The sequence below is a fragment of the Priestia abyssalis genome (assembly GCF_002019595.1).
Taxonomy (GTDB): domain Bacteria; phylum Bacillota; class Bacilli; order Bacillales; family Bacillaceae_H; genus Bacillus_BA; species Bacillus_BA abyssalis.
Genome location: NZ_KV917369.1, coordinates 3,091,235 through 3,109,651, shown reverse-complemented (window position 1 = coordinate 3,109,651; position 18,417 = coordinate 3,091,235). Strand labels below are relative to the sequence as shown.

General features: G+C 44.2%; 25 protein-coding genes. 22 read left to right on the top strand and 3 right to left on the bottom strand.

Annotation, left to right across the window (positions count from 1 at the left end):
* Window positions 1–43: 43 nt before the first annotated feature.
* Window positions 44–622: a YitT family protein gene (locus tag BK575_RS14970; protein ID WP_078411153.1), complete on the bottom strand. Its 579-nt coding sequence runs from the start codon at window positions 620–622 to the stop codon at window positions 44–46.
* A 227-nt stretch (window positions 623–849) separates the two neighbouring features.
* On the opposite strand from BK575_RS14970, the gene BK575_RS14965 reads away from it, so the two are divergent.
* The 11 genes from BK575_RS14965 (at window position 850) to BK575_RS14915 (ending at window position 9,392) form a co-directional block, all read left to right on the top strand.
* A complete protein-coding gene (locus BK575_RS14965) occupies window positions 850–1,080 on the top strand; it encodes a group-specific protein (RefSeq protein WP_078411151.1) in 231 nt (76 codons plus the stop codon).
* 351 nt (window positions 1,081–1,431) lie between these two features.
* Window positions 1,432–1,743, top strand: coding sequence for an HMA2 domain-containing protein (locus BK575_RS14960; RefSeq protein WP_078411149.1), 312 nt, complete (start codon window positions 1,432–1,434; stop codon window positions 1,741–1,743).
* Window positions 1,744–1,759: 16 nt separating this feature from the next.
* Window positions 1,760–2,302 (top strand): HMA2 domain-containing protein, encoded by a 543-nt coding sequence (locus BK575_RS14955; RefSeq protein ID WP_078411147.1) that lies wholly within the window; start codon window positions 1,760–1,762, stop codon window positions 2,300–2,302.
* On the top strand, window positions 2,274–4,469 hold the full coding sequence (locus BK575_RS14950) for a heavy metal translocating P-type ATPase (protein ID WP_078411145.1): 2,196 nt from the start codon (window positions 2,274–2,276) through the stop codon (window positions 4,467–4,469). The genes BK575_RS14955 and BK575_RS14950 overlap by 29 nt, the downstream gene beginning before the upstream one ends.
* Window positions 4,384–4,968, top strand: a complete 585-nt coding sequence (locus tag BK575_RS14945) for an HMA2 domain-containing protein (RefSeq protein ID WP_139368047.1) — start codon at window positions 4,384–4,386, stop codon at window positions 4,966–4,968. Before BK575_RS14950 ends, BK575_RS14945 begins: the two co-directional genes overlap by 86 nt.
* Before the next feature lie 15 nt (window positions 4,969–4,983).
* The gene (locus BK575_RS14940; protein ID WP_078411141.1) at window positions 4,984–5,205 is read left to right on the top strand and encodes a hypothetical protein; all 222 of its coding nucleotides are present in this window, start codon (window positions 4,984–4,986) and stop codon (window positions 5,203–5,205) included.
* A gap of 346 nt (window positions 5,206–5,551) precedes the next feature.
* Window positions 5,552–6,502, top strand: coding sequence for a metal ABC transporter solute-binding protein, Zn/Mn family (locus tag BK575_RS14935; protein WP_078411139.1), 951 nt, complete (start codon window positions 5,552–5,554; stop codon window positions 6,500–6,502).
* Window positions 6,503–6,572: 70 nt separating this feature from the next.
* Window positions 6,573–7,328 (top strand): metal ABC transporter ATP-binding protein, encoded by a 756-nt coding sequence (locus BK575_RS14930; RefSeq protein WP_078411137.1) that lies wholly within the window; start codon window positions 6,573–6,575, stop codon window positions 7,326–7,328.
* Window positions 7,329–7,337: 9 nt separating this feature from the next.
* Window positions 7,338–8,267 carry a metal ABC transporter permease gene (locus tag BK575_RS14925; protein WP_078411135.1) on the top strand — a complete coding sequence of 310 codons (930 nt, stop codon included), beginning with the start codon at window positions 7,338–7,340 and terminating at the stop codon, window positions 8,265–8,267.
* Complete coding sequence (locus tag BK575_RS14920) at window positions 8,264–9,142, top strand: metal ABC transporter permease (protein ID WP_078411133.1); 879 nt, start codon at window positions 8,264–8,266, stop codon at window positions 9,140–9,142. Before BK575_RS14925 ends, BK575_RS14920 begins: the two co-directional genes overlap by 4 nt.
* A gap of 49 nt (window positions 9,143–9,191) precedes the next feature.
* Entirely contained in the window at window positions 9,192–9,392 is a 201-nt protein-coding gene (locus BK575_RS14915) for a hypothetical protein (protein ID WP_078411131.1), read from the top strand.
* 74 nt (window positions 9,393–9,466) lie between these two features.
* Here the strand turns inward: BK575_RS14915 and BK575_RS14910 are convergent, their stop codons facing one another.
* Entirely contained in the window at window positions 9,467–9,847 is a 381-nt protein-coding gene (locus tag BK575_RS14910; protein ID WP_078411129.1) for a MarR family transcriptional regulator, read from the bottom strand.
* Between the two features lie 195 nt (window positions 9,848–10,042).
* Here BK575_RS14910 and BK575_RS14905 point away from each other — a divergent pair, with 195 nt between their 5' ends.
* From BK575_RS14905 to BK575_RS14895, 3 genes are read left to right on the top strand one after another with little or no spacing between them, the layout of a single operon-like run.
* Window positions 10,043–10,474, top strand: a complete 432-nt coding sequence (locus tag BK575_RS14905) for a CBS domain-containing protein (RefSeq protein ID WP_078411127.1) — start codon at window positions 10,043–10,045, stop codon at window positions 10,472–10,474.
* Window positions 10,461–10,688: a GGDEF domain-containing protein gene (locus tag BK575_RS14900; RefSeq protein ID WP_078411125.1), complete on the top strand. Its 228-nt coding sequence runs from the start codon at window positions 10,461–10,463 to the stop codon at window positions 10,686–10,688. The genes BK575_RS14905 and BK575_RS14900 overlap by 14 nt, the downstream gene beginning before the upstream one ends.
* A gap of 22 nt (window positions 10,689–10,710) precedes the next feature.
* Window positions 10,711–10,902: a hypothetical protein gene (locus BK575_RS14895; RefSeq protein WP_078411123.1), complete on the top strand. Its 192-nt coding sequence runs from the start codon at window positions 10,711–10,713 to the stop codon at window positions 10,900–10,902.
* Between the two features lie 60 nt (window positions 10,903–10,962).
* Here BK575_RS14895 and BK575_RS14890 read toward each other — a convergent pair whose 3' ends face one another.
* Window positions 10,963–12,153, bottom strand: coding sequence for a M14 family metallopeptidase (locus BK575_RS14890; RefSeq protein ID WP_078411121.1), 1,191 nt, complete (start codon window positions 12,151–12,153; stop codon window positions 10,963–10,965).
* A 171-nt stretch (window positions 12,154–12,324) separates the two neighbouring features.
* Between BK575_RS14890 and BK575_RS14885 the strand changes: the two genes are divergently transcribed.
* The 8 genes from BK575_RS14885 (at window position 12,325) to BK575_RS14850 (ending at window position 18,416) form a co-directional block, all read left to right on the top strand.
* Entirely contained in the window at window positions 12,325–12,504 is a 180-nt protein-coding gene (locus BK575_RS14885) for an H-type small acid-soluble spore protein (protein ID WP_078411119.1), read from the top strand.
* A gap of 554 nt (window positions 12,505–13,058) precedes the next feature.
* Window positions 13,059–13,850 (top strand): IclR family transcriptional regulator, encoded by a 792-nt coding sequence (locus BK575_RS14880; protein ID WP_078411117.1) that lies wholly within the window; start codon window positions 13,059–13,061, stop codon window positions 13,848–13,850.
* Window positions 13,851–13,862: 12 nt separating this feature from the next.
* Window positions 13,863–14,882, top strand: a complete 1,020-nt coding sequence (locus tag BK575_RS14875; protein ID WP_078411113.1) for a DctP family TRAP transporter solute-binding subunit — start codon at window positions 13,863–13,865, stop codon at window positions 14,880–14,882.
* A 25-nt stretch (window positions 14,883–14,907) separates the two neighbouring features.
* Window positions 14,908–15,075, top strand: coding sequence for a hypothetical protein (locus BK575_RS28665; RefSeq protein ID WP_169907826.1), 168 nt, complete (start codon window positions 14,908–14,910; stop codon window positions 15,073–15,075).
* A 238-nt stretch (window positions 15,076–15,313) separates the two neighbouring features.
* A complete protein-coding gene (locus BK575_RS14865; protein ID WP_078411109.1) occupies window positions 15,314–15,799 on the top strand; it encodes a TRAP transporter small permease in 486 nt (161 codons plus the stop codon).
* Window positions 15,796–17,130, top strand: a complete 1,335-nt coding sequence (locus tag BK575_RS14860) for a TRAP transporter large permease (RefSeq protein WP_078411107.1) — start codon at window positions 15,796–15,798, stop codon at window positions 17,128–17,130. The genes BK575_RS14865 and BK575_RS14860 overlap by 4 nt, the downstream gene beginning before the upstream one ends.
* 13 nt (window positions 17,131–17,143) lie before the next feature.
* Window positions 17,144–17,908: an SDR family NAD(P)-dependent oxidoreductase gene (locus BK575_RS14855; RefSeq protein WP_078411105.1), complete on the top strand. Its 765-nt coding sequence runs from the start codon at window positions 17,144–17,146 to the stop codon at window positions 17,906–17,908.
* Between the two features lie 34 nt (window positions 17,909–17,942).
* Window positions 17,943–18,416, top strand: coding sequence for a PPC domain-containing DNA-binding protein (locus tag BK575_RS14850; RefSeq protein ID WP_078411103.1), 474 nt, complete (start codon window positions 17,943–17,945; stop codon window positions 18,414–18,416).
* Window position 18,417: the final 1 nt, after the last annotated feature.

Here is an 18,417-nt window from a genome sequence, read left to right as displayed (position 1 = left end):
GTCGATCATCTCTTTCCTGATTCCTGAATCACTGTAGATGAACTTATTTTAAAGAGTGTGAAGGCATCACTATTGTAAGGGAAGTCATGACACCAACAACAGAAATGACGACTAATGAAAACATGAAAGATGTCAGTCCAACAGTTTTCATGCCCACTAAAACAACGATCGTGTCGATGATAAAGATTAATACACCCACATTCCAAGAAGTCCGTTTCGCTAACATTTGGGCAATCAAATCTGTTCCCCCTGTGCTTGTCTCATAACGCAGCATTAATCCGATACCAATGCCGACCAGTGTTCCTCCAAGGATAGAGCTGAAGAAAATGGGGACATCAAAATGCTGCCTGAGCGGAGAAAGCCAGTCGATTAAAAGGGAAGAGAGCAGGAGTCCGTTTAAGCTATTATAAAAATAGTTCTTCTCGTACTTCCAGGCATAAAAGAATAGCGGGGCACTTAGCACAAGCATGCATAAACCTGTGGGGAAATCGAAGTAATAGTGAAGAATCAAAGCAATGCCAATGATTCCTCCGTCTAACAAATGATAAGGAGCCAAAAATCCATTAATGCCTGTCCCTAATAAGAAACTGCCAATCACTACAGCAGAAATTTTCGAGAGCATATCAATCACCTTTTCTTTCGGTTGTACGAAAGCGCCATTTCGCATGAATGAGTCAAAAATGTTGGAAATCACTATTATTTTTTACGAGACTTTTTTTCTAAGTCGTCATTTGTAATGTATGTCCTAACTAACCAATTTAGAAGAAATGTCATCAAGAAGCCAATCGTCGAAATCCCGATCGGTTTGCTGTATAATAAGCATATTCATTTATGGGAAGGTGACGTACCATGGGAAAATGTAATTTGGATCATTCTACCGAAGATGTACGAAAGAAATTTGAGGCACAAATGGAGTGGCTTCCAGAGGATATATGTGCATTATTCGATGATTTTTTAAATGGAAATCAAACACAAGAGAACTTAAATGAAATGTTTCATCTCTTAAAAAAATACGATTTAGCGGCTGAAGAAGAGAGGGAACAACGAAATAAAAAGATGAGATTTTTGCTTTTAGGATGACCCAAAAGGGCAAAATACGGCCCTTTTAAGTCATCCTCCTGGCCCCGTCATGAAAGCCCAGTAAACAAAGGGATCGTGACGGGGCCTTTCATTAAAAAACAGTTTTTGTCATTTATTAGGGACTTGTGGGGCAACTGCATTTTGTTGTTAAGAGAATAGGCCAGTACTTTTTATGCTTCATATACATACGGTATTGAATTGGACTTATTAAGGGTAAAAGAGGTGAGCTAAATCGATCTATATAGTTTTTACTTGAATAGAATGATATAGTAATAGTTCTTTTTAACCATTTACCAATATTTACATAAAATTTATAATTTAATATAAAATTAACAAATCCTGGAGGTGGCTATGCTAAAACAAGTCGCTTACATGCACCAATTAAAGAAATGCGAAAGAAGATTAAACAAGCATTACATTTACATTGCCCATTTCATCCCAGGGAGAATTCGCTTAAAAAGCGATTTATGGAAGCAAAATGAAGGATTGCTGCAAAGTCTTATGAATGTGATTAAAGAGGAGCCGTACGTCCAATCTGTGGAATATGTCACGATTACAGGAAGTATGGTCATTGAGTTTACCCTTAAAGAAAATCCGCCGGCTGACCAAATTGAACAATGGGTAAATGTCCTATTGAATACGCATACATATATACGGGGATGAAAAGGAGCGATGCCATTTGTGGTCAACATTACTTGGACTTGGTGCGTACATGATCGCTCCTAAAATCATCGGGAAAATGCGGGAGCAAAAAATACAAGTCGTCCATGCCATTCCAGGAAGATTGCGGCTCCAAAACGTTCGCTGGAAAGATAAACAGGCAGCCGCATACATGGAGAATGTGCTGAAGATGCATCCGCTTATTGGATCATGCCGGGTTTCACCCATCACAGGCAGCATGCTGCTTGAGTTTACGAACCCTTATTTGCAGCAGTCGGAGCTTGATGAGATTTTGCAGCTTGTGACTGACGTAACGGTGGAAAGCTTTTCAGTGACCAATGATAAATTGATGAACACGATGAAAGGGACATTTGACCGAATAAACGGGAATGTCAAAAAAACGACGAACGGCTATACGAGTTTCGATAGTTTATTGATTGTTTATTTCTTATTCCAGGGGCTCCGGAGCTTTCCAGCCAACCCGGCCTTTGCGAGCAGCTTATTTTACTGGGCCTATACGTTATTAAAAAATAATGGGGGAATGGGAGGGGACAGCGATTGATAAGGTGACGGTTCTTCACTCATTACCGGGGCGTTTGCGGCTTCGCATCGAAACAAAGTTGTCCCCGGCTAACATTGAAGCATGGTTTCGGTCCATACCAGGGGTATATTCAGCTTCTTATACGTCCGTGACGAAAAGCTTGCTCCTTTATTACAATGAGCAGTTTCAGCCAAAGTTGTTGACGGCGGTCGTAAAGGGATGGCAAAAGGGAATACAGAAGGAGAGGCAAGAACCTTCTATAAAGAAGCGTGTTACACTCGTCAGCTTTTGTTCCCTTCTTTTTTGTGCCCATTGGATCGTGACAAAACGGGCCATACCTGCTTTGTACCTCGCATTGTTTAATCGCTTCATTGCGGCGCTTGTGCTTTGCCTCTCGCATCCGACGATTAAGAGCGGAGTGAACGGGCTTATGAAAGAGAAGAAGCTGAATCCTGACTTTTTAACGATATCTTCACTGTTGGCCTGTCTCTACTTGAAACAGCCGGCATCGGCTCTTATCATTTACATCATGTCGACGATCAGTGAATTATTGACCGATATGACCACGGTCAAAACAAAGTCGCATTTGCAGTCGTTGCTTCATTTGGAAGCACCATATGCATGGAAGGTAAAAATGGATAAAACGGTCACCAAGGTGGCCATAGAGGAAATTCAAGTAGAAGACTTCGTGAAAGTGTACCAGGGGGAGCGTATTCCAGTTGATGGCTTTGTTGTGAGCGGCAATGGCCTCATTGATGAATCGGCCATTACCGGCGAATATTTACCGAAAGAAAAAGCGGTACAAGATGAGGTATACGCCGGAAGCATATGCCAAAGCGGGGAGCTGACGGTGTGCGTCACGAAAACCGGACGTGAAACCGCTCTTGGGCGGATGATTCAATTCATTGAAGACGCCCACTCTTCAAAAGCGCCCACACAAGAATATGCGAATAAAATCGCTGAAAAAATGGTCGGGGTATCTTTCGCGCTGACGTTCCTTACATTTGTATTGACGCGGAATGTAAACAGGGCCTTAAGCATGCTCGTCATTGATTTCGTATGCGGCATTAAGCTGTCAACGGCCGCCGCCTTCTCAGCCGCCATCGGAAAAGCAGCGAAGAAAGGTGTGCTCATTAAAAGCGGAAGCCATATAGAACAGCTGGCAACTGCAGAAACGATGATATTCGATAAAACGGGAACGTTGACAGAAGGAAAGCCTTATGTAGAGAAAATGGAATGTTTCCATGATTTTACCGAGAATGAAGTGCTCCAAAAGGCAGCCGCGATGGAGCAAACTTCTTCCCATCCTCTTGCACACGCGATTTTGGAAGAAGCGAAGAAACGCCAGCTTTCTTTCTTAAGCCGACTGGAGCATGAAAAGATGGAAGTAGTGACAGGAAAAGGGCTGTATGGAGTCGTGGATGGGAAAGAAGTACATGTCGGCAGTTTCCGTTATTTACAGGAAGAAGATATTGTGACGGAACACCATGTGCACCTTTCTCCAAACTATTCCGTGTTTGTGGCCATCAATCGCCATCTTGCCGGGGCTTTTTCCATTCAAGACCGCATAAGGCCGGGAATGGAGCATACAATTAAACAATTACACTCACTCGGTATGAAAAAAGTAGTTATGCTGACAGGTGATGAACAGAAGAATGCAGAAAGAGTTGCAAGGAAGCTGCAAATAGATGATTATTGTGCCCATATGCTACCGGAAGAAAAAGTGCGCTATGTAGAAAATGAAAAGAAATATCGAAAGATCGTTATGGTGGGAGACGGGATGAATGATGCTCCCGCTTTAACGAAAGCCCATGTAGGGATTACATTGGGCGGGAAGCGGACGGATTTGGCCGTTGAGGCAAGCGATATCGTCATCACAAAAGATAACCCTTATGTACTGACGGAATTGGTCAGTTTGTCGCAAGGGACGCTTCACACAGTTAAACAAAATGTGGCGGCGACGCTTCTATTAAATGGAGGGGCGATTTTATTGGGGGCGTTCGGGCTTATTTCCCCGGTAGCGGGTGCTGCCGTGCATAATTTCACGACGATTGGGGTCGTGCTGAACAGCATGAAAATCTTGGCGAAGGGAGAGAAGCGAAATGGCGGGTTCCTACATGATTCTTCACGACATACCTGGAAGGCTTCGGCTGCAAGTCCCGATATTGCGGAACCACTCCTCGTTTGAGGAAATTGAAATGTTTTTTTCGGCAATCAATGGCATAAATGATGTTAGAGTTGAGCCGATTATTCAAACGATGGTCATCAACTATAATGATCGTGAATTGACAAAGCATAAAATCTGTCAATATATTTCTCTATTTTTTCACCATGAATCGTTAGATCCGCTTGATCCAATCATGGTAAACGTTACGCCGGGCATTCGCAAAGATATTTTTCGTTCCCTTGTGACCGGATTTTTATTGCTCGTCTCCTTCGTCAAAAAACGTTATACGAGCCGAATCGATGTGTTCGACTATCTCGTCGTCATTTCGACGGCCCATACGGTATTGACACACGGAGGAACAAACCGCTATCGCCATCCTGATATTTTAACGGGAATCATCAGTTTATTTTCACTCGGAACGGGCCATCTGCTTCATGTATGTATGGTTACGTGGGCCGTGAACGTATTGGAAATTTTACACGATATAAGACGGGCGAATACAAGTCCGATCATCATATAAAAGGGGAGTATGAACATGGCATTCAATCAAGATTTCTTATTGGGATTTGTATCTGGAACAGTAGTCGGGGCGGTCGGATACCGCTTATATGAACAAAACTCGGGCCAATTGCAAAAATTACTGCAGCCGGCGCAAGGGTTTCGTCAACAGGCAGCAACCCAGCAGCCATCTTTAGAAGAGCTGGTCGCTCAAAAAGAGAGATTGGAAGATTTAATCGCCGAAATGAAACTAGGCTAATTGCTAGACCTAAGCGGATGACACCCCCCTTACGGGGTTGGCGCCATCCGCTTAGGTTTAAGGAGTTTCTTGTTCAATGAAACTCATAATTTACATTTTCTTAATAAAAAACATATTGAACAATAATATGTTGTATTTTATAATAAATAAAAAGTTTACCTAAGGAAAAACATTTTTGTTCGTATAAAAAATATAGCTTGTATCAATTTGTGTTACTGGCACTTTTTCTGTTTTGTTCCATACGATGTATCGAGTCGAAATTTTCGGGAGTCATTTTCTTTTTTTTGGTTAAAAAGTTTCCTTCGGTAAATATTTTTATGAAGAGGAAAAAGGAGTGGAGGAGTACATGTTTTATTCCAAAGTGAAACGTTTTACGATCGGATTATTGATTTTTGCGCTTGCATTGTTCGCGGCAGGCTGCTCCAACAACAAAGAGACGGCAATGAACGGGGATGGAGACGGTAGGTTAAAGATTACGGCGACCATCGGAATGATTACGGATGTCACGAAAAACATCGGCGGTGAGCATGTGGAAGTAACCGGTTTGATGAAAACGGGAGTGGATCCGCATTTATACAAAGCATCACAAGGTGATATTAAAAAGCTCGATGATGCCGAACTCATTTTATATAACGGCCTTCATTTGGAAGGAAAAATGGGTGAAATTTTCGAAAAAATGGAAAAGAACAAGCCGGTCATCGCCGTCACACGCGATATTGACGAAAGTACATTAAGATCGGCCGATGACGGGACGACAGGACATGATCCGCATGTTTGGTTCAACGTCCAGCATTGGATGACGGTAACAGAAACGATTCGCGATGTGTTGATCGAACAAGATCCAGATCATGCAGACACGTATAAGGCAAATGCCGAAAAATATATGGTAGAGCTGGAAGAATTAGATGCATATGCAAAAGAACAGATTGCTTCAATTCCGGAAGAAGGCCGTGTTCTTGTAACGGCGCATGATGCGTTCGGTTATTTCGGAGATGCATACGGCATTAAAGTGATGGGGCTTCAAGGATTGAGCACCGCTTCGGAGTATGGTTCAAAAGATGTGAGCACACTGCGCGATTATTTGGTCGACAACAAAATAAAAGCGGTATTCGTTGAGTCAAGCGTACCGAAGAAAGCAATTGAAGCGGTTGTGGAAGGCGCGAAGGAAAAAGGTCATGAAGTAAACATCGGCGGGGAGCTGTTCTCTGATGCGATGGGAGAAGAAGGAACAGAAGAAGGAACATACATCGGCATGGTACGCCACAATGTCGATACGATTGTGAGTGCGTTGAAATAACGGGAACAAACAACAAAGGCAGCAGGCTCTAAACGAGCCTTGCTGCAATTTTACTAAGGAGGCAAAGTGAATGACCGCACCATTAACAGTCAATAACTTAACGGTTGCTTATCAAAAAAAGCCTGTGTTACAAAATATATCTTTTGAGATTCCGGAAGGAGAGTTAATTGGGATTGTTGGCCCGAACGGTGCAGGGAAATCGACTCTTATTAAAGCCATTCTCGGGTTGATTCCGCGTGTGACAGGCGAAGTCGAGATTTACGGCAAGCCGTACAAAGAGCAGCGTAAATTGATTGGCTATGTGCCGCAGCGCGAGTCGGTCGATTGGGATTTTCCAACAAATGCGTTAGACGTCGTGACAATGGGACGCTACGGCCATCTTGGCTGGTTCAAGCGTCCTAGCAGCAAAGAAAAGGAATTCGCGATGGAGTGCTTGCGCCAAGTGGGAATGGAAGGGTTCGCCGATCGTCAAATCAGCCAGTTATCCGGCGGCCAGCAGCAGCGTGTGTTCCTGGCAAGGGCGCTCGCGCAAGATGCCCAGCTCTATTTTATGGATGAACCGTTCGTCGGGGTCGATGCGGCGACAGAAAAGGCGATCATTACTTTGCTGAACAACTTGAAACAGCAAGGAAAAACCGTTCTCGTTGTGCATCATGATTTGAATACCGTCAAAGAATATTTTGATTCATTGATCTTTTTGAATGTGAACTTAATTGCAATCGGCAAGACGGAACAAATCTTCACGAAAGATTATTTGCAAAAAACGTACGGCGGAAAATTGACGATGTTCGATTCGGAAAAAGAGTCATCATTCATAATAAACTGAGGTGAAAACATGAACTGGTTACAGGTGTTTCAAGACCCTAACACTCAATGGATTTTACTCGGTTCGATGCTTTTAGGTTTAAGCAGCGGAGTCATCGGCAGCTTTGCCTATTTGCGAAAACAATCGCTCATGGGCGATGCCCTTGCCCATGCGGCATTGCCGGGTGTTTGTATCGCGTTTATGGTAACGGGCTCGAAATCGATTTTTTACTTTTTGATCGGGGCACTTATTGCGGGGGTGCTGGCTACTTTTCTCATCAGCTATATTACAAGACATACCCGTATTAAACAGGATTCAGCATTAGGAATTATTTTAACGGTGTTTTTCGGTGTCGGGATTGTGCTGCTGACGCAAATTCAGCATAGCGACGCTGGAAACCAAAGTGGTCTTGATAAATTTTTATTCGGTCAGGCTGCTTCGATGATCCAATCGGATGTGTATACGATGGCAATTATATCTGCCGTGTTGGTCGGGATGTGCGCCCTGTTTTTCAAAGAGTTCAAACTGTTGTCGTTTGATCCGGGTTTTGCGAAGGGAATTGGGTTGCCGGTTGCGCTGCTTGATCAATTCATTATGCTGCTCATTGTCGTCGCGGTTGTCGTCGGCATTCAGGCGGTCGGAGTCGTCTTGATGGCGGCCCTGCTCATTACTCCGGCTGTTGCGGCAAGGTACTGGACGGAAAAGTTGCATGTCATGGTGATCATCTCCGGGTTGTTTGGGGTATTGAGCGGACTTACCGGAACGCTTGTCAGTACAATGGTGAGCAACCTGCCGACAGGTCCGCTAACCGTGTTGGCTGCGACATGTTTGTTCGTCTTGTCGGTCTTCTTCGCTCCAAAACGGGGGTTACTGGCTAAAGCGCTGCTCCGAATGTCCGTGAAGAAGCAAATTACAAGCCAGCCTTACGTGCAAAAGGTGAAAGAAGGGGAAACGCTATGAATGATTTTTGGATTATCTTGATAGGTGCACTCGTTGCATGCTCGTGCAGCTTGGTTGGCTGCTTCCTCGTTCTTCGCAAAATGTCGATGATCGGGGATGCCATTAGCCACTCGGTTCTGCCGGGAATCGTCATTGCCTTTTTAGTGAGCGGATCACGTGACTCGTTGTTCATGATGATGGGAGCGGCGGCTTTAGGGTTGCTTACCGTCTTTTTGATTCAAATGTTTCATCAAAGCGGTGTCCAATCGGATGCATCGATCGGAGTCGTGTTTACAGCATTGTTTGCGGTCGGAGTCGTACTAGTCAGCTTGTTTGCCCGTCAAGTGGATTTAGATCTCGATTGCGTCTTATATGGAGAAATCGCGTATGCACCATGGAACACGCTGACCGTCGGCGGGATGGATATCGGTCCAAAAGCCGTTTGGGGTGTCGGGGCAACGTTTCTCTTAAATTTGATTATTATTACCGTCTTCTATAAACAATTTAAAATTTGTTCGTTCGATCCGGCTATGGCAGCCGCTGTCGGGATTCCGGTCATGTTGTTCCACTACTTATTGATGTCGCTCGTTTCTTTTACGACAGTCGCTTCATTCGAAAGTGTCGGAGCGATTTTAGTCGTCGGAATGCTTATTGTACCGGCAGCGACGGCGTACTTGCTGACGGAAAAATTGAGCGTAATGATCGCCATCAGTATGGTGATCGGCATCATCAGCTCTGTCCTTGGATATTATATGGCGTATATTTACGATGCTTCCATCGCCGGCTGCATGATTACAGTGGCAGGGATTCTATTCTTGGTCACTCTGTTCTTCTCGCCTACACACGGTGTGATCATGAAAAAATGGAAGCGCAAAAAAATGATGGCCCAGCTATAAGCATAGCGATTTTTTTGGTTTAGAAATTCAACAGGCGGGGGAGAAATCTATGGCTGCACGTTTAGCTTTTCGGCTGCCGGAAGGAAAATGGCTCGAAATCAGGCGAATGACTCACGAGACAGTGGAAGTGAAAATATGCTCCGATAGAGTTCATGAACCGAATGAGTTTTTTTGCAGAATTCCTGAAGAAAAGTTTGTGAATTTAATAATGGATGCCATTGGGGCAAGTTGGAAACAAGAAGGAATCTGAAGAGGGGGTGACCGACAAGGGGAAAATAATTCTTGTCGGTCACTCCCTTTGCAAAATGGATCAGTTCATTTTATTTATCCAACGATTTCAGTGTTCATCAGTTTTTGCTTCAGTTCCTCCAACACTTGTTTTCGTTCTAAATAATCTTTTTGACCGGCTTCTTCCCAAAACGGTAAGTCCGCGCCTTTGTTAATCAGTTCAATCGTTTTCGTACGAATTGCCTCTTGAAGGGACTGATGTCGAAGCTGCAACTGAGCAAGAGCGATATAGACAAGTGCTTCTTCTGCCAGCTTTTCGTCTTCGTCTTCAAATTCGTCCAGTTCTTCCAAAAAGTCCTCTAAAATATGTCCGGTCGCTTCGGCAGCGGACAACCCTTCATCAAGCATTTCGTTGAATTCATCCTGTATGTCACACGTTAAATCATCTTCAAAAATGTCGGTACCCCAAGCGCTCATATTCATCTTCCTTTCAAACATTATGTACACCATTCATTGTATCAAGTTGAAGGGAAAAGGGGAAATCCTTCACCTTCCTCTTATTATTACTATATAATTAAGGTGGTGAAGAATGCTGTCCGGTGAAAGCGAACAAAAGAGGGCTGCTCACCGAACGGCTGATTCTGGTAAGTGAAAAAGGAGCTAAAAATCATTATGAATATTGCATTTTTTCTAATTCCAAAACATGAAGTAGCAACAATTGAAATCGAATCCACTGTGCGTCAAGCGTTGGAGAAGATGGAACATCACAAATATACATCGGTTCCGCTTATTGATGATAAAGGAAAATATAAAGGGACGCTGACAGAGGGTGACCTTTTATGGTTTTTAAAGAAAGAAGGGAAAATGGACCTGCAGGAGCTTGAAAATGTGAGGCTTAAGGAAGTGCCGAGACGCCATGACAATAAAGCCATTTCCATCTATGCCGAAATGGGCAGCATTTTGCTGCAGGCGACAGAGCAAAACTTCGTTCCGGTCATTGACGATCATGGAACATTCATCGGAATCATCAGAAGAAGAGAAATTATCGAGTTTTACGCGAAGTCCGTTTTTAAAGCGGGAGAGGCGGGTAATGAACAATCATGAAAGTTTGTTTAGCATTGGAGCCGTTTCTTCGGTTGCCGCTAGATCCGAACGACCTGAAGACGTAATTGCAAAAGCAGATAAAGCCCTTTATCAAGTCAAAAATGAAGGACGTAACCAAGTGAAGGTTTATGAGCCGATTTCTCAAGCGATTTTCTCAAGCTGCATAATGTTCCCTCTATTCCATACACTAAGTGCAATCGTACGATTTTTTTGAGTGAACAATAGGAGGGTGGAGCGTGAAAAAAGAAATAAGCGAGAATAAAGATATGTTGTATGAAGGAAGAGATCAAGCCTATTTAGATATAGACCGAATGATCAATGAAGGTCTTTCCGGCGGTTCGGTTCATATGGGAAAAGATCAAGCAAATATTGAGGAGGCAAGAGAGCTTCGTCCAGAGGAACCTCCCAAAAATAGCGGGCATGAGTAAAAAGCACTCATGCCCTATTAAAATGTCTTAATATAGCGCAGAAAGAACCGTAAGTCGAACTTACATATACAATCCTGCCAGATAAATTCCCAAGCTTTTTTGATAAATGGAATCGAATTGGCTGAGCGGGAGCGGGTTGATTCCTCTGCCCAATTCGACCGTGTATCCCGGTCTCCGCCAGTCTTGGATGAACCAGTCCTTATAGCCGGCATAGCTTTCAACCGTTTTGACCGGCTCATATCCGCTCACTCTTGCAAATTCCTCCACGATGGTTTTAGCTTCTGGCGGTTCCATGTTATCAAATCCCCAATAAATCACCTCACCTTGTGTGTGGAAAGCGAGTACCCTTGCGAAATTGCGGTTTTTTGTCAGTTCGGCCATGGCGATGGACTCCGGTTCCGAGAGCGGCTTTTCGCCCCCATAATCTCTCGGACCTGGCTGCTTCGGGTTTCGTTCTCGTTCAAGCTCCCACTTTGCAGGAAATTGATCGTTTAGATCGACTCCGCGAATATTGGCTTTCCACCCTGTAAAATCCCGGCTGCCCTTGTTGATTTGGACTACTCTCTCGTTCCATGGAGATTGTTCTGGAGGCCCGTTCAACACGAGATCTACTCCATCCGGATTCACCATCGGAACGAGGGACAAAGTGGTTTGAGCATAGAGCGGCAGGACAGCGCGTCCGCGAATGGCACCTTGATTGGTAAGAGCCAATACATAGTCATTGATGAATGTCATCGTAATAGAGGTAGTAATCCATTCATTTGCATGGAAAGAGGCATTATAGTGAATTTGCTTGGAACCTTTTCCGATTAACAGCTCTGGAATGGGTTTGTTTAAGACCGAGTTTCCGATGGACCGTCTCCGTAAAAAAGGGTAGACACGTACCAATCGATTGATATCGTTCATTATGGTCGCGTATGTGTATCGTTGTTTTCCGTTCACAAGTCTCCATGTGATACGGAGCGGCACTTGAATGACTTGCCCGATTTTTAAAGCATTCGGATTTAAAGACGGGTTCGTTGTAAATAATGCATCAAGAGGTAAATTGCGGCTTCGGGCAATATTCCATAACGTATCACCACTTTTGATGGTGTACGTGATTGTGACAAAACCCGGAATGCGCACGGTCTGGCCGATGGAAAGCCGATTCGGATCGACGGATGGATTGGAATCGATAATTAGTTGAATCGGGACGGCAAACAATTGGCTGTAATACCAAAAAGAATCTCCTCTTCTCACAAATATATTAATGATTATTCACCCCGTTATCGTTATCATTTACATCAGTATATGAATGGTTGACCGCAAACATGATGAGGGGCGGGATGAACATGTTGATTGATGGAGAATCATATCTTTCGTGAAGTATAAAAATCCATATTCTTCAAAAACTATGGTGAATACGTAAAGGGAGTGAATTCAATGGATGTAAAACGAGTGAAACAAATTTTGTCTTCACCAGCGGATATCGAAGTGAAGTATCATGATGCTTCCGTATGGATCGACAAGCTGAATGAGGATGGCAGAACCGCGACCGTTCATTTAAGAGGACCGCTGGAAGAAAGAACAATTGTGGAAATTGCGGAGTTAGAGGAAAAATAAAGAAGAGAATGACTCAAAAGTTATGCTTTTTATACCTTTTGAGTCATTCTCATGAAAAGCCCCTCCATGAAAACCCAGTAAAATCAAGGGTGATGTGACGGGCCTTTCAGTAAAAATTAGTTTTGTGATTCGTTACAGACTTATGGATCAGTCATTTCCGAAGCAGAGCCGTCATGAGAAATCCGTTAGAAATCAAGGATTTTCTTAGCGGTTCTTTTCGCGTTCAAGATAGAAAAGAAAAAGAATAACAGTCAAACTTAAAATATCTAATAATTGTAAAAATTAAAAATTATTTGACTAATAAAAATGGAATATATATACTTTTAAACAAATGAAACGATTGTTTCATCATGTAAAACTACTATGATAGATCGATTTAGAAAATTTGATATGACCAAAGGACGGTCATATCAAATTTTCTAAACCTAAGCGGCTGCCCCCCTTGCGGGGTTGGGGCCATCCGCATAGGTGAACCTTTGAGAGCCTATTCAAGTTGCCTGGAGAACCAATTGTAAATGCTTCTCGATGGGGATGAGGGAGTGTCGATTTATTAAGTGGAATGTATAAAGAAAGGAGTTTTGCATATCGAACAAAGACTGAAAACTGTTGAAAAGGCTTTTCACCTCGTAGAACATTTAGCTAACCAGCCCTGCTCTTTCAACGAGCTCATACACCTCATGAACAGCAACAAAGCCACCGTTTACCGTTTTTTATCCACCTTAGAATCTCTCGGGTATGTCGAGAAAAACCCATCTGATCTTTATCAATTATCTTACCGATTTATCCAGCTCACATCGAAAATGACCATGGAAGCGAATATGATACAAATGGCAAGGCCTTTTATGAAGAAGCTTTTAGAACGTGTGGAAGAAAGCGTCTTACTCGCTGGATTCACGGGCCACGAAGTTCGCTATTTGGACAAGGTTGAAAGCTCACAGGCACTTCGCATCGTGCTGGAACCTGGAAAACAAGTTCCGCTTTATACAGTCGCATCGGGAAAGCTTTATTTGTCGCAGCTGAAGGAGGAGGAATTGCACCTGTACTTGAAGATGGTGCCTCTCGTTCCCTCTACTGACCATACGATTGTGGATCAAGCTCAATTATTGAAACAGTTAGAAAACATTCGGCAACAGCAGTACGCAGTCGACCACGAAGAATGGGAAGAAGGCATAAAAGGTGTCGCTTTTCCGATTTGGGACGGCGGGAACCGGCTGGCTGCCGCACTATGCATAGCCGGTGTCAGCTATCGCTTCACGGATGAAAAAATAGAAAACATCCGGGGATATGCAGCCAACATTGCCGCCGAGATTTCCATACAACTTGGTTATAAAGAGAAGTCCAATTAAAAGGGGAGAATCATGATGAAAAAAAGGTTTTCGTTTTTATTGATTGTAAGCGTTATCTTCACGCTTATTTTATCTGCATGCGGCCAAAAAGAAAGTGCCACCACTTCAGGAGAACCGACGGAAAAACATAATTTGAAGATGTCGGTGACAGTAGGGGAAACATCTACATGGTTCCAGGCAGCTGAACAGTTTGCGAAAGAAGTGAATGAAAAAACGGATGGACGCATCACGATCAAAGTATACCCGAACGAACAATTATCGGGAGGGGACTCCGGTAAAGGGGTCGAGCTGCTTGCGAAAGGCTCTACTGATTTAAGCTATCACTCTACGATTATTTATTCGATTATGGACGAGCGCTTTGGCGTGGCCAGTGCACCATTTTTATTTGATAGTTTAGAAGCGGTCGATGCGAAATTCAATGGTGAAGGCGGAGAAGCCATCAACAAATTATTGCGTGAAAAAGGAATCGAGCCGCTGGGATTCGGACAAAACGGTTTCCGTCAAGTGACGAACTCGGTGAAACCGATTCAATCGCCTGAAGATTTAAGCGGATTGAAGGTTCGCATTCCAGGAATCAAAATGTATACCGATTTATGGAGAGAGCTTGGGGCCGACCCTGCGACGATGACGTTCTCGGAAGTATTTACCGCCCTTCAGCAAAAAACGATTGACGGACAGGAAAACCCGATTGACGTCATTCATTCATCGAAACTAAATGAGGTACAAAAACATATTACAATGTGGAATTACTCGTATGATCCGCTTATTTTAGGGATGAACAAAAAGAAATTTGATTCGCTTCATCCAGATGATCAAAAAGTGATTCAAGAAGCGGCGAAAAATGCCAATGCCGCTCAAATCAAAATGGCGCGTGAAAAAGAAGCCGAACAAATTCAAGCATTGAAAGATGCTGGAATGGAATTTTACGAGCCGACAGCTGAACAAATGGAAGCATTCAAAAAAGCCTCACAGCCAATCTATGATGCTTACAAAGACAAATGGGGCGAAGATTTACTGAAAGCGTTCCAATAGAGGTTGTTCAAAAAGTCCGGGAAAAATGACCGTCGAAATTACTTGTACAGGACGTACTGATCCGACGTTGGCGATTGACGTGGCGGTTCTTAGTCGGGCGGCGTCAGCTTGTCTCTCCGCTACTCACGTATTAACAGCATATCCTCGAAAAAGAAGAACACTTTTTCTTCGTGCGATGATGATGCTTTCGTAGTGACCAGCTTGCGCTCCGTTCCTTGGAAAAGAAGACCGCTTTTCCGGCGTGCGATGCAGAATCGTAAGAAGCTTTCCTTTGTGCTCGAGACGGCGCTTCCTTGAACTTCTCGGTCCTTTTTGTCCTCCTTTTTGAACACACACCAATAAGTGTTCCCATAGTATCAAAGTTCCTGTGGGCGGTGTAGTGCACCGCTCTCGGGAATCATATGAAAATTCGCCAGGAAAGGACTGTTCGTATGTCACGGCTGCTCGAATTCATTGAACATACGATTTTAACGATTACTGCCACTGCCATGGCCGTGATCGCATTTACGAATGTCATCACCCGTTATTTTTTAAATCACTCTTTAGCCTTTACAGAAGAATTGACGATCAATTTGTTTGTATTATTGACATTTGTCGGGGCTGCGGTCGGATTACGGAAGCATGCCCATTTAGGTTTTACGCTGCTGTTTGAAAAATCAAGCGTATCACTTCAAAAATTATTGACGATGGTAACCGGCATTTTTATGGCTCTCATTTTTGCTTTGTTCATTTATTACGGAATTGAAATGGTACAGTTTCAAATGATGACAAGTCAAACGACACCGGCATTGGGCTGGCCGCAATGGATTTTTTCCCTGTCTTTGCCGTTTGGAAGCGTGCTGTGCCTCATCAGGACAATTGAAGCGACCATTAAAGAATTTAAGCAATTGCAAAAAGGAGGGGAACAGGCCGTATGACCGTCTTTATCTTATTCGGAACGTTCATTGTATTGTTGATGATTCGCATCCCAATCGCCATCGCGCTTGCGGCATCGGCGGTCGGAAGCTTATTGTATTCGACCGGTGTTTCCTCTCTTTCTTTGATGGCCGATATCATGTATACAAGCATCGCCAAATTTACGCTCCTAGCCATTCCATTTTTTATTTTGGCGGGGGTCATTATGGAGAAAGCCGGCATTTCCAAGCGGCTCATTAACTTTGCCGATGTGTGTGTCGGACATCGTAAAAACGGCATCATTTTCGTAACGGTATTAACGGCTATTTTCTTTGCCGCAATCTCCGGATCGGGCCCTGCCACCGTTGCCGCCATTGGAGGGATTTTAATTCCGGCGCTTGTGAAAAACGGGGTGCCGAAAGCGTCTGCTGCGGCCCTTCTTTCAAGTTCCGGCTCCATTGGCATCATTATTCCGCCGAGCATTGCGTTCATCGTGTTTGGAGTAGTGGCAGGCGACCAAGTTCCCGTTTCCATTGCCCGTCTTTTTATCGCTGGAATCGTTCCGGGCATCATGCTTGGCATCGGGTTGGCACTTGCTGCGATGTATGTAAAAAAACAGACGGCGTCCCAAATCCCTGCAAGTGAAGCGGCGATGGAAATATCGGCAGCAAGGGAACGGGCGAGCGGAAAAGAAATTTGGGATGCGTTTAAGGACGCAATTTGGGGGCTGCTTATCCCCGTCATCATTTTAGGGGGAATCTACGGTGGGGTGTTTACACCGACAGAAGCGGCTGTCGTTGCTGTCTTTTACGGTCTAATCGTAGGGTTATTTGTCTATCGGGAGTTGAAATTTACAGACATTTCGAAAGTGCTTGTTGATTCATCCGTTCAAACGGCGGTCGTCATGTTCATCGTCAGTGCGGCTTCATTGTTCGGCTATGTGGTGACAACAGAGCAAATTGCCCAGCAAGCATCCGATATGCTGCTTGCCATCAGCGAAAATAAATACATCATTTTATTTTTGGTCAATATCATTTTGTTAATTGCCGGCATGTTTATCGATGCGATCTCGGCTTACTACATTTTCGTGCCGATTTTGCTGCCAATCATGCTTCATTTTGGTGTCGACCCGACCGTGTTCGGATTATTCATGACCGTCAACCTTGCCATTGGTTTATTCACGCCGCCGGTAGGCGTCAATCTTTATGTATCATGCGGAATTACCAATGTGTCGTTAAAGGACATTTCAAAAGCCACGGTACCATATCTCGTCGCCTCCTTCATTGTCTTGATTTTAGTGACGTACGTACCATCCTTCAGCACATGGCTTCCGGATTTATTAGGAGTTAAATAAGGGGGAGAAAAACATGAAATTATCAGGTCAAACCGCCATCATTACAGGAGCCGCAAGGGGGATCGGTGCCGCTTGTGCATCCAGATTGGCACAGGAAGGAGCTAACGTTGTTTTAGTCGATTTGTTATCAAGTGAGGAAACGGTGAATAAGATTGTACAAGCGAACCCAAATATAAAGGCTTGCTTTCATGAAGTGGACATTCGCGAACGTGCTCAGGTTCAAAAAGTAATGGATGACACCATTTCTGAATTTGGCCGCATTGACATTGTCGTCAACAATGCGGGATCGTGCGGGCGTATTGACCTGGAAGAAATGACCGATGACATATGGGAACGAGACATGAATACGAATTTAAAAGGAACGTTTTTATTTACCCAGCTCGCCATTTACCCGCACATGAAAAATCAGGGCTATGGCCGCATTGTCAACGTCAGCTCCGTTTCGGGCATCATCGGGGGCTACTCCTCTACAACAGACGGTTCGACGAAAGGCCGGTCCGGTCCGGCTTATGCGGCATCAAAAGGCGGTGTCATCGCGTTTTCGAAATGGGTGGCAAAAGAAGTTGGTCCGCTCGGAATCTGTGTCAACAGCGTTGCACCTGGTCCAATCGAAACGGAGATGACAAAAGGATTTAACTATAATCTTGATTTGCAGGCCGTTAAACAGGTAGGAACGCCTGAAGACATTGCTGAAGCGGTTTATTATTTCGCTTCACCGGCCTCGAGGTATACGACGGGACAAGTCTTGAAAGTGTGCGGCGGTTCCGCGATCGGGTAAAGGATATGAATGTGAAAAAGAGAGAGGGGAAACGATGACTCGTACGTCTCAATCAGTTTATGACAAGCAGCGCGGGACAGTGATGGGGGTCCTTGCCAAGGGGACAGATTTAATGGAAGAGATACTTACCGAATGCCAAAAGCACGGGGTGTCGGCTGGCGCCGTCACATGTATTGGCTCTTTACAGAAAGCCGTCTTTGCCCAGCCTGCCATTCAAAATGGGAAGCCCGCGTATTCAGAGCCTGTTGAATGGAATCATCTCGTTGAGGTGCTCTCAGCAACAGGCTTTCTTTCTCAAACGGAAAAAGGAGAGCTTGATTTGCATATGCATGCCCTTGTCGTCAATGAAGAAGGTACGATTTCAGGCGGACATTTCCTAAAAGGGGAAAATCCGGTCGCGGTCACGATCGAGTTTTCGGTGCAAGCCGTCCAGGCAGACGTAATCCGCGCTTATGATGAACAAGAAGGGTTCCGGCTATTGACGTTCAAACCGCAGAAGGGAGAGTAAT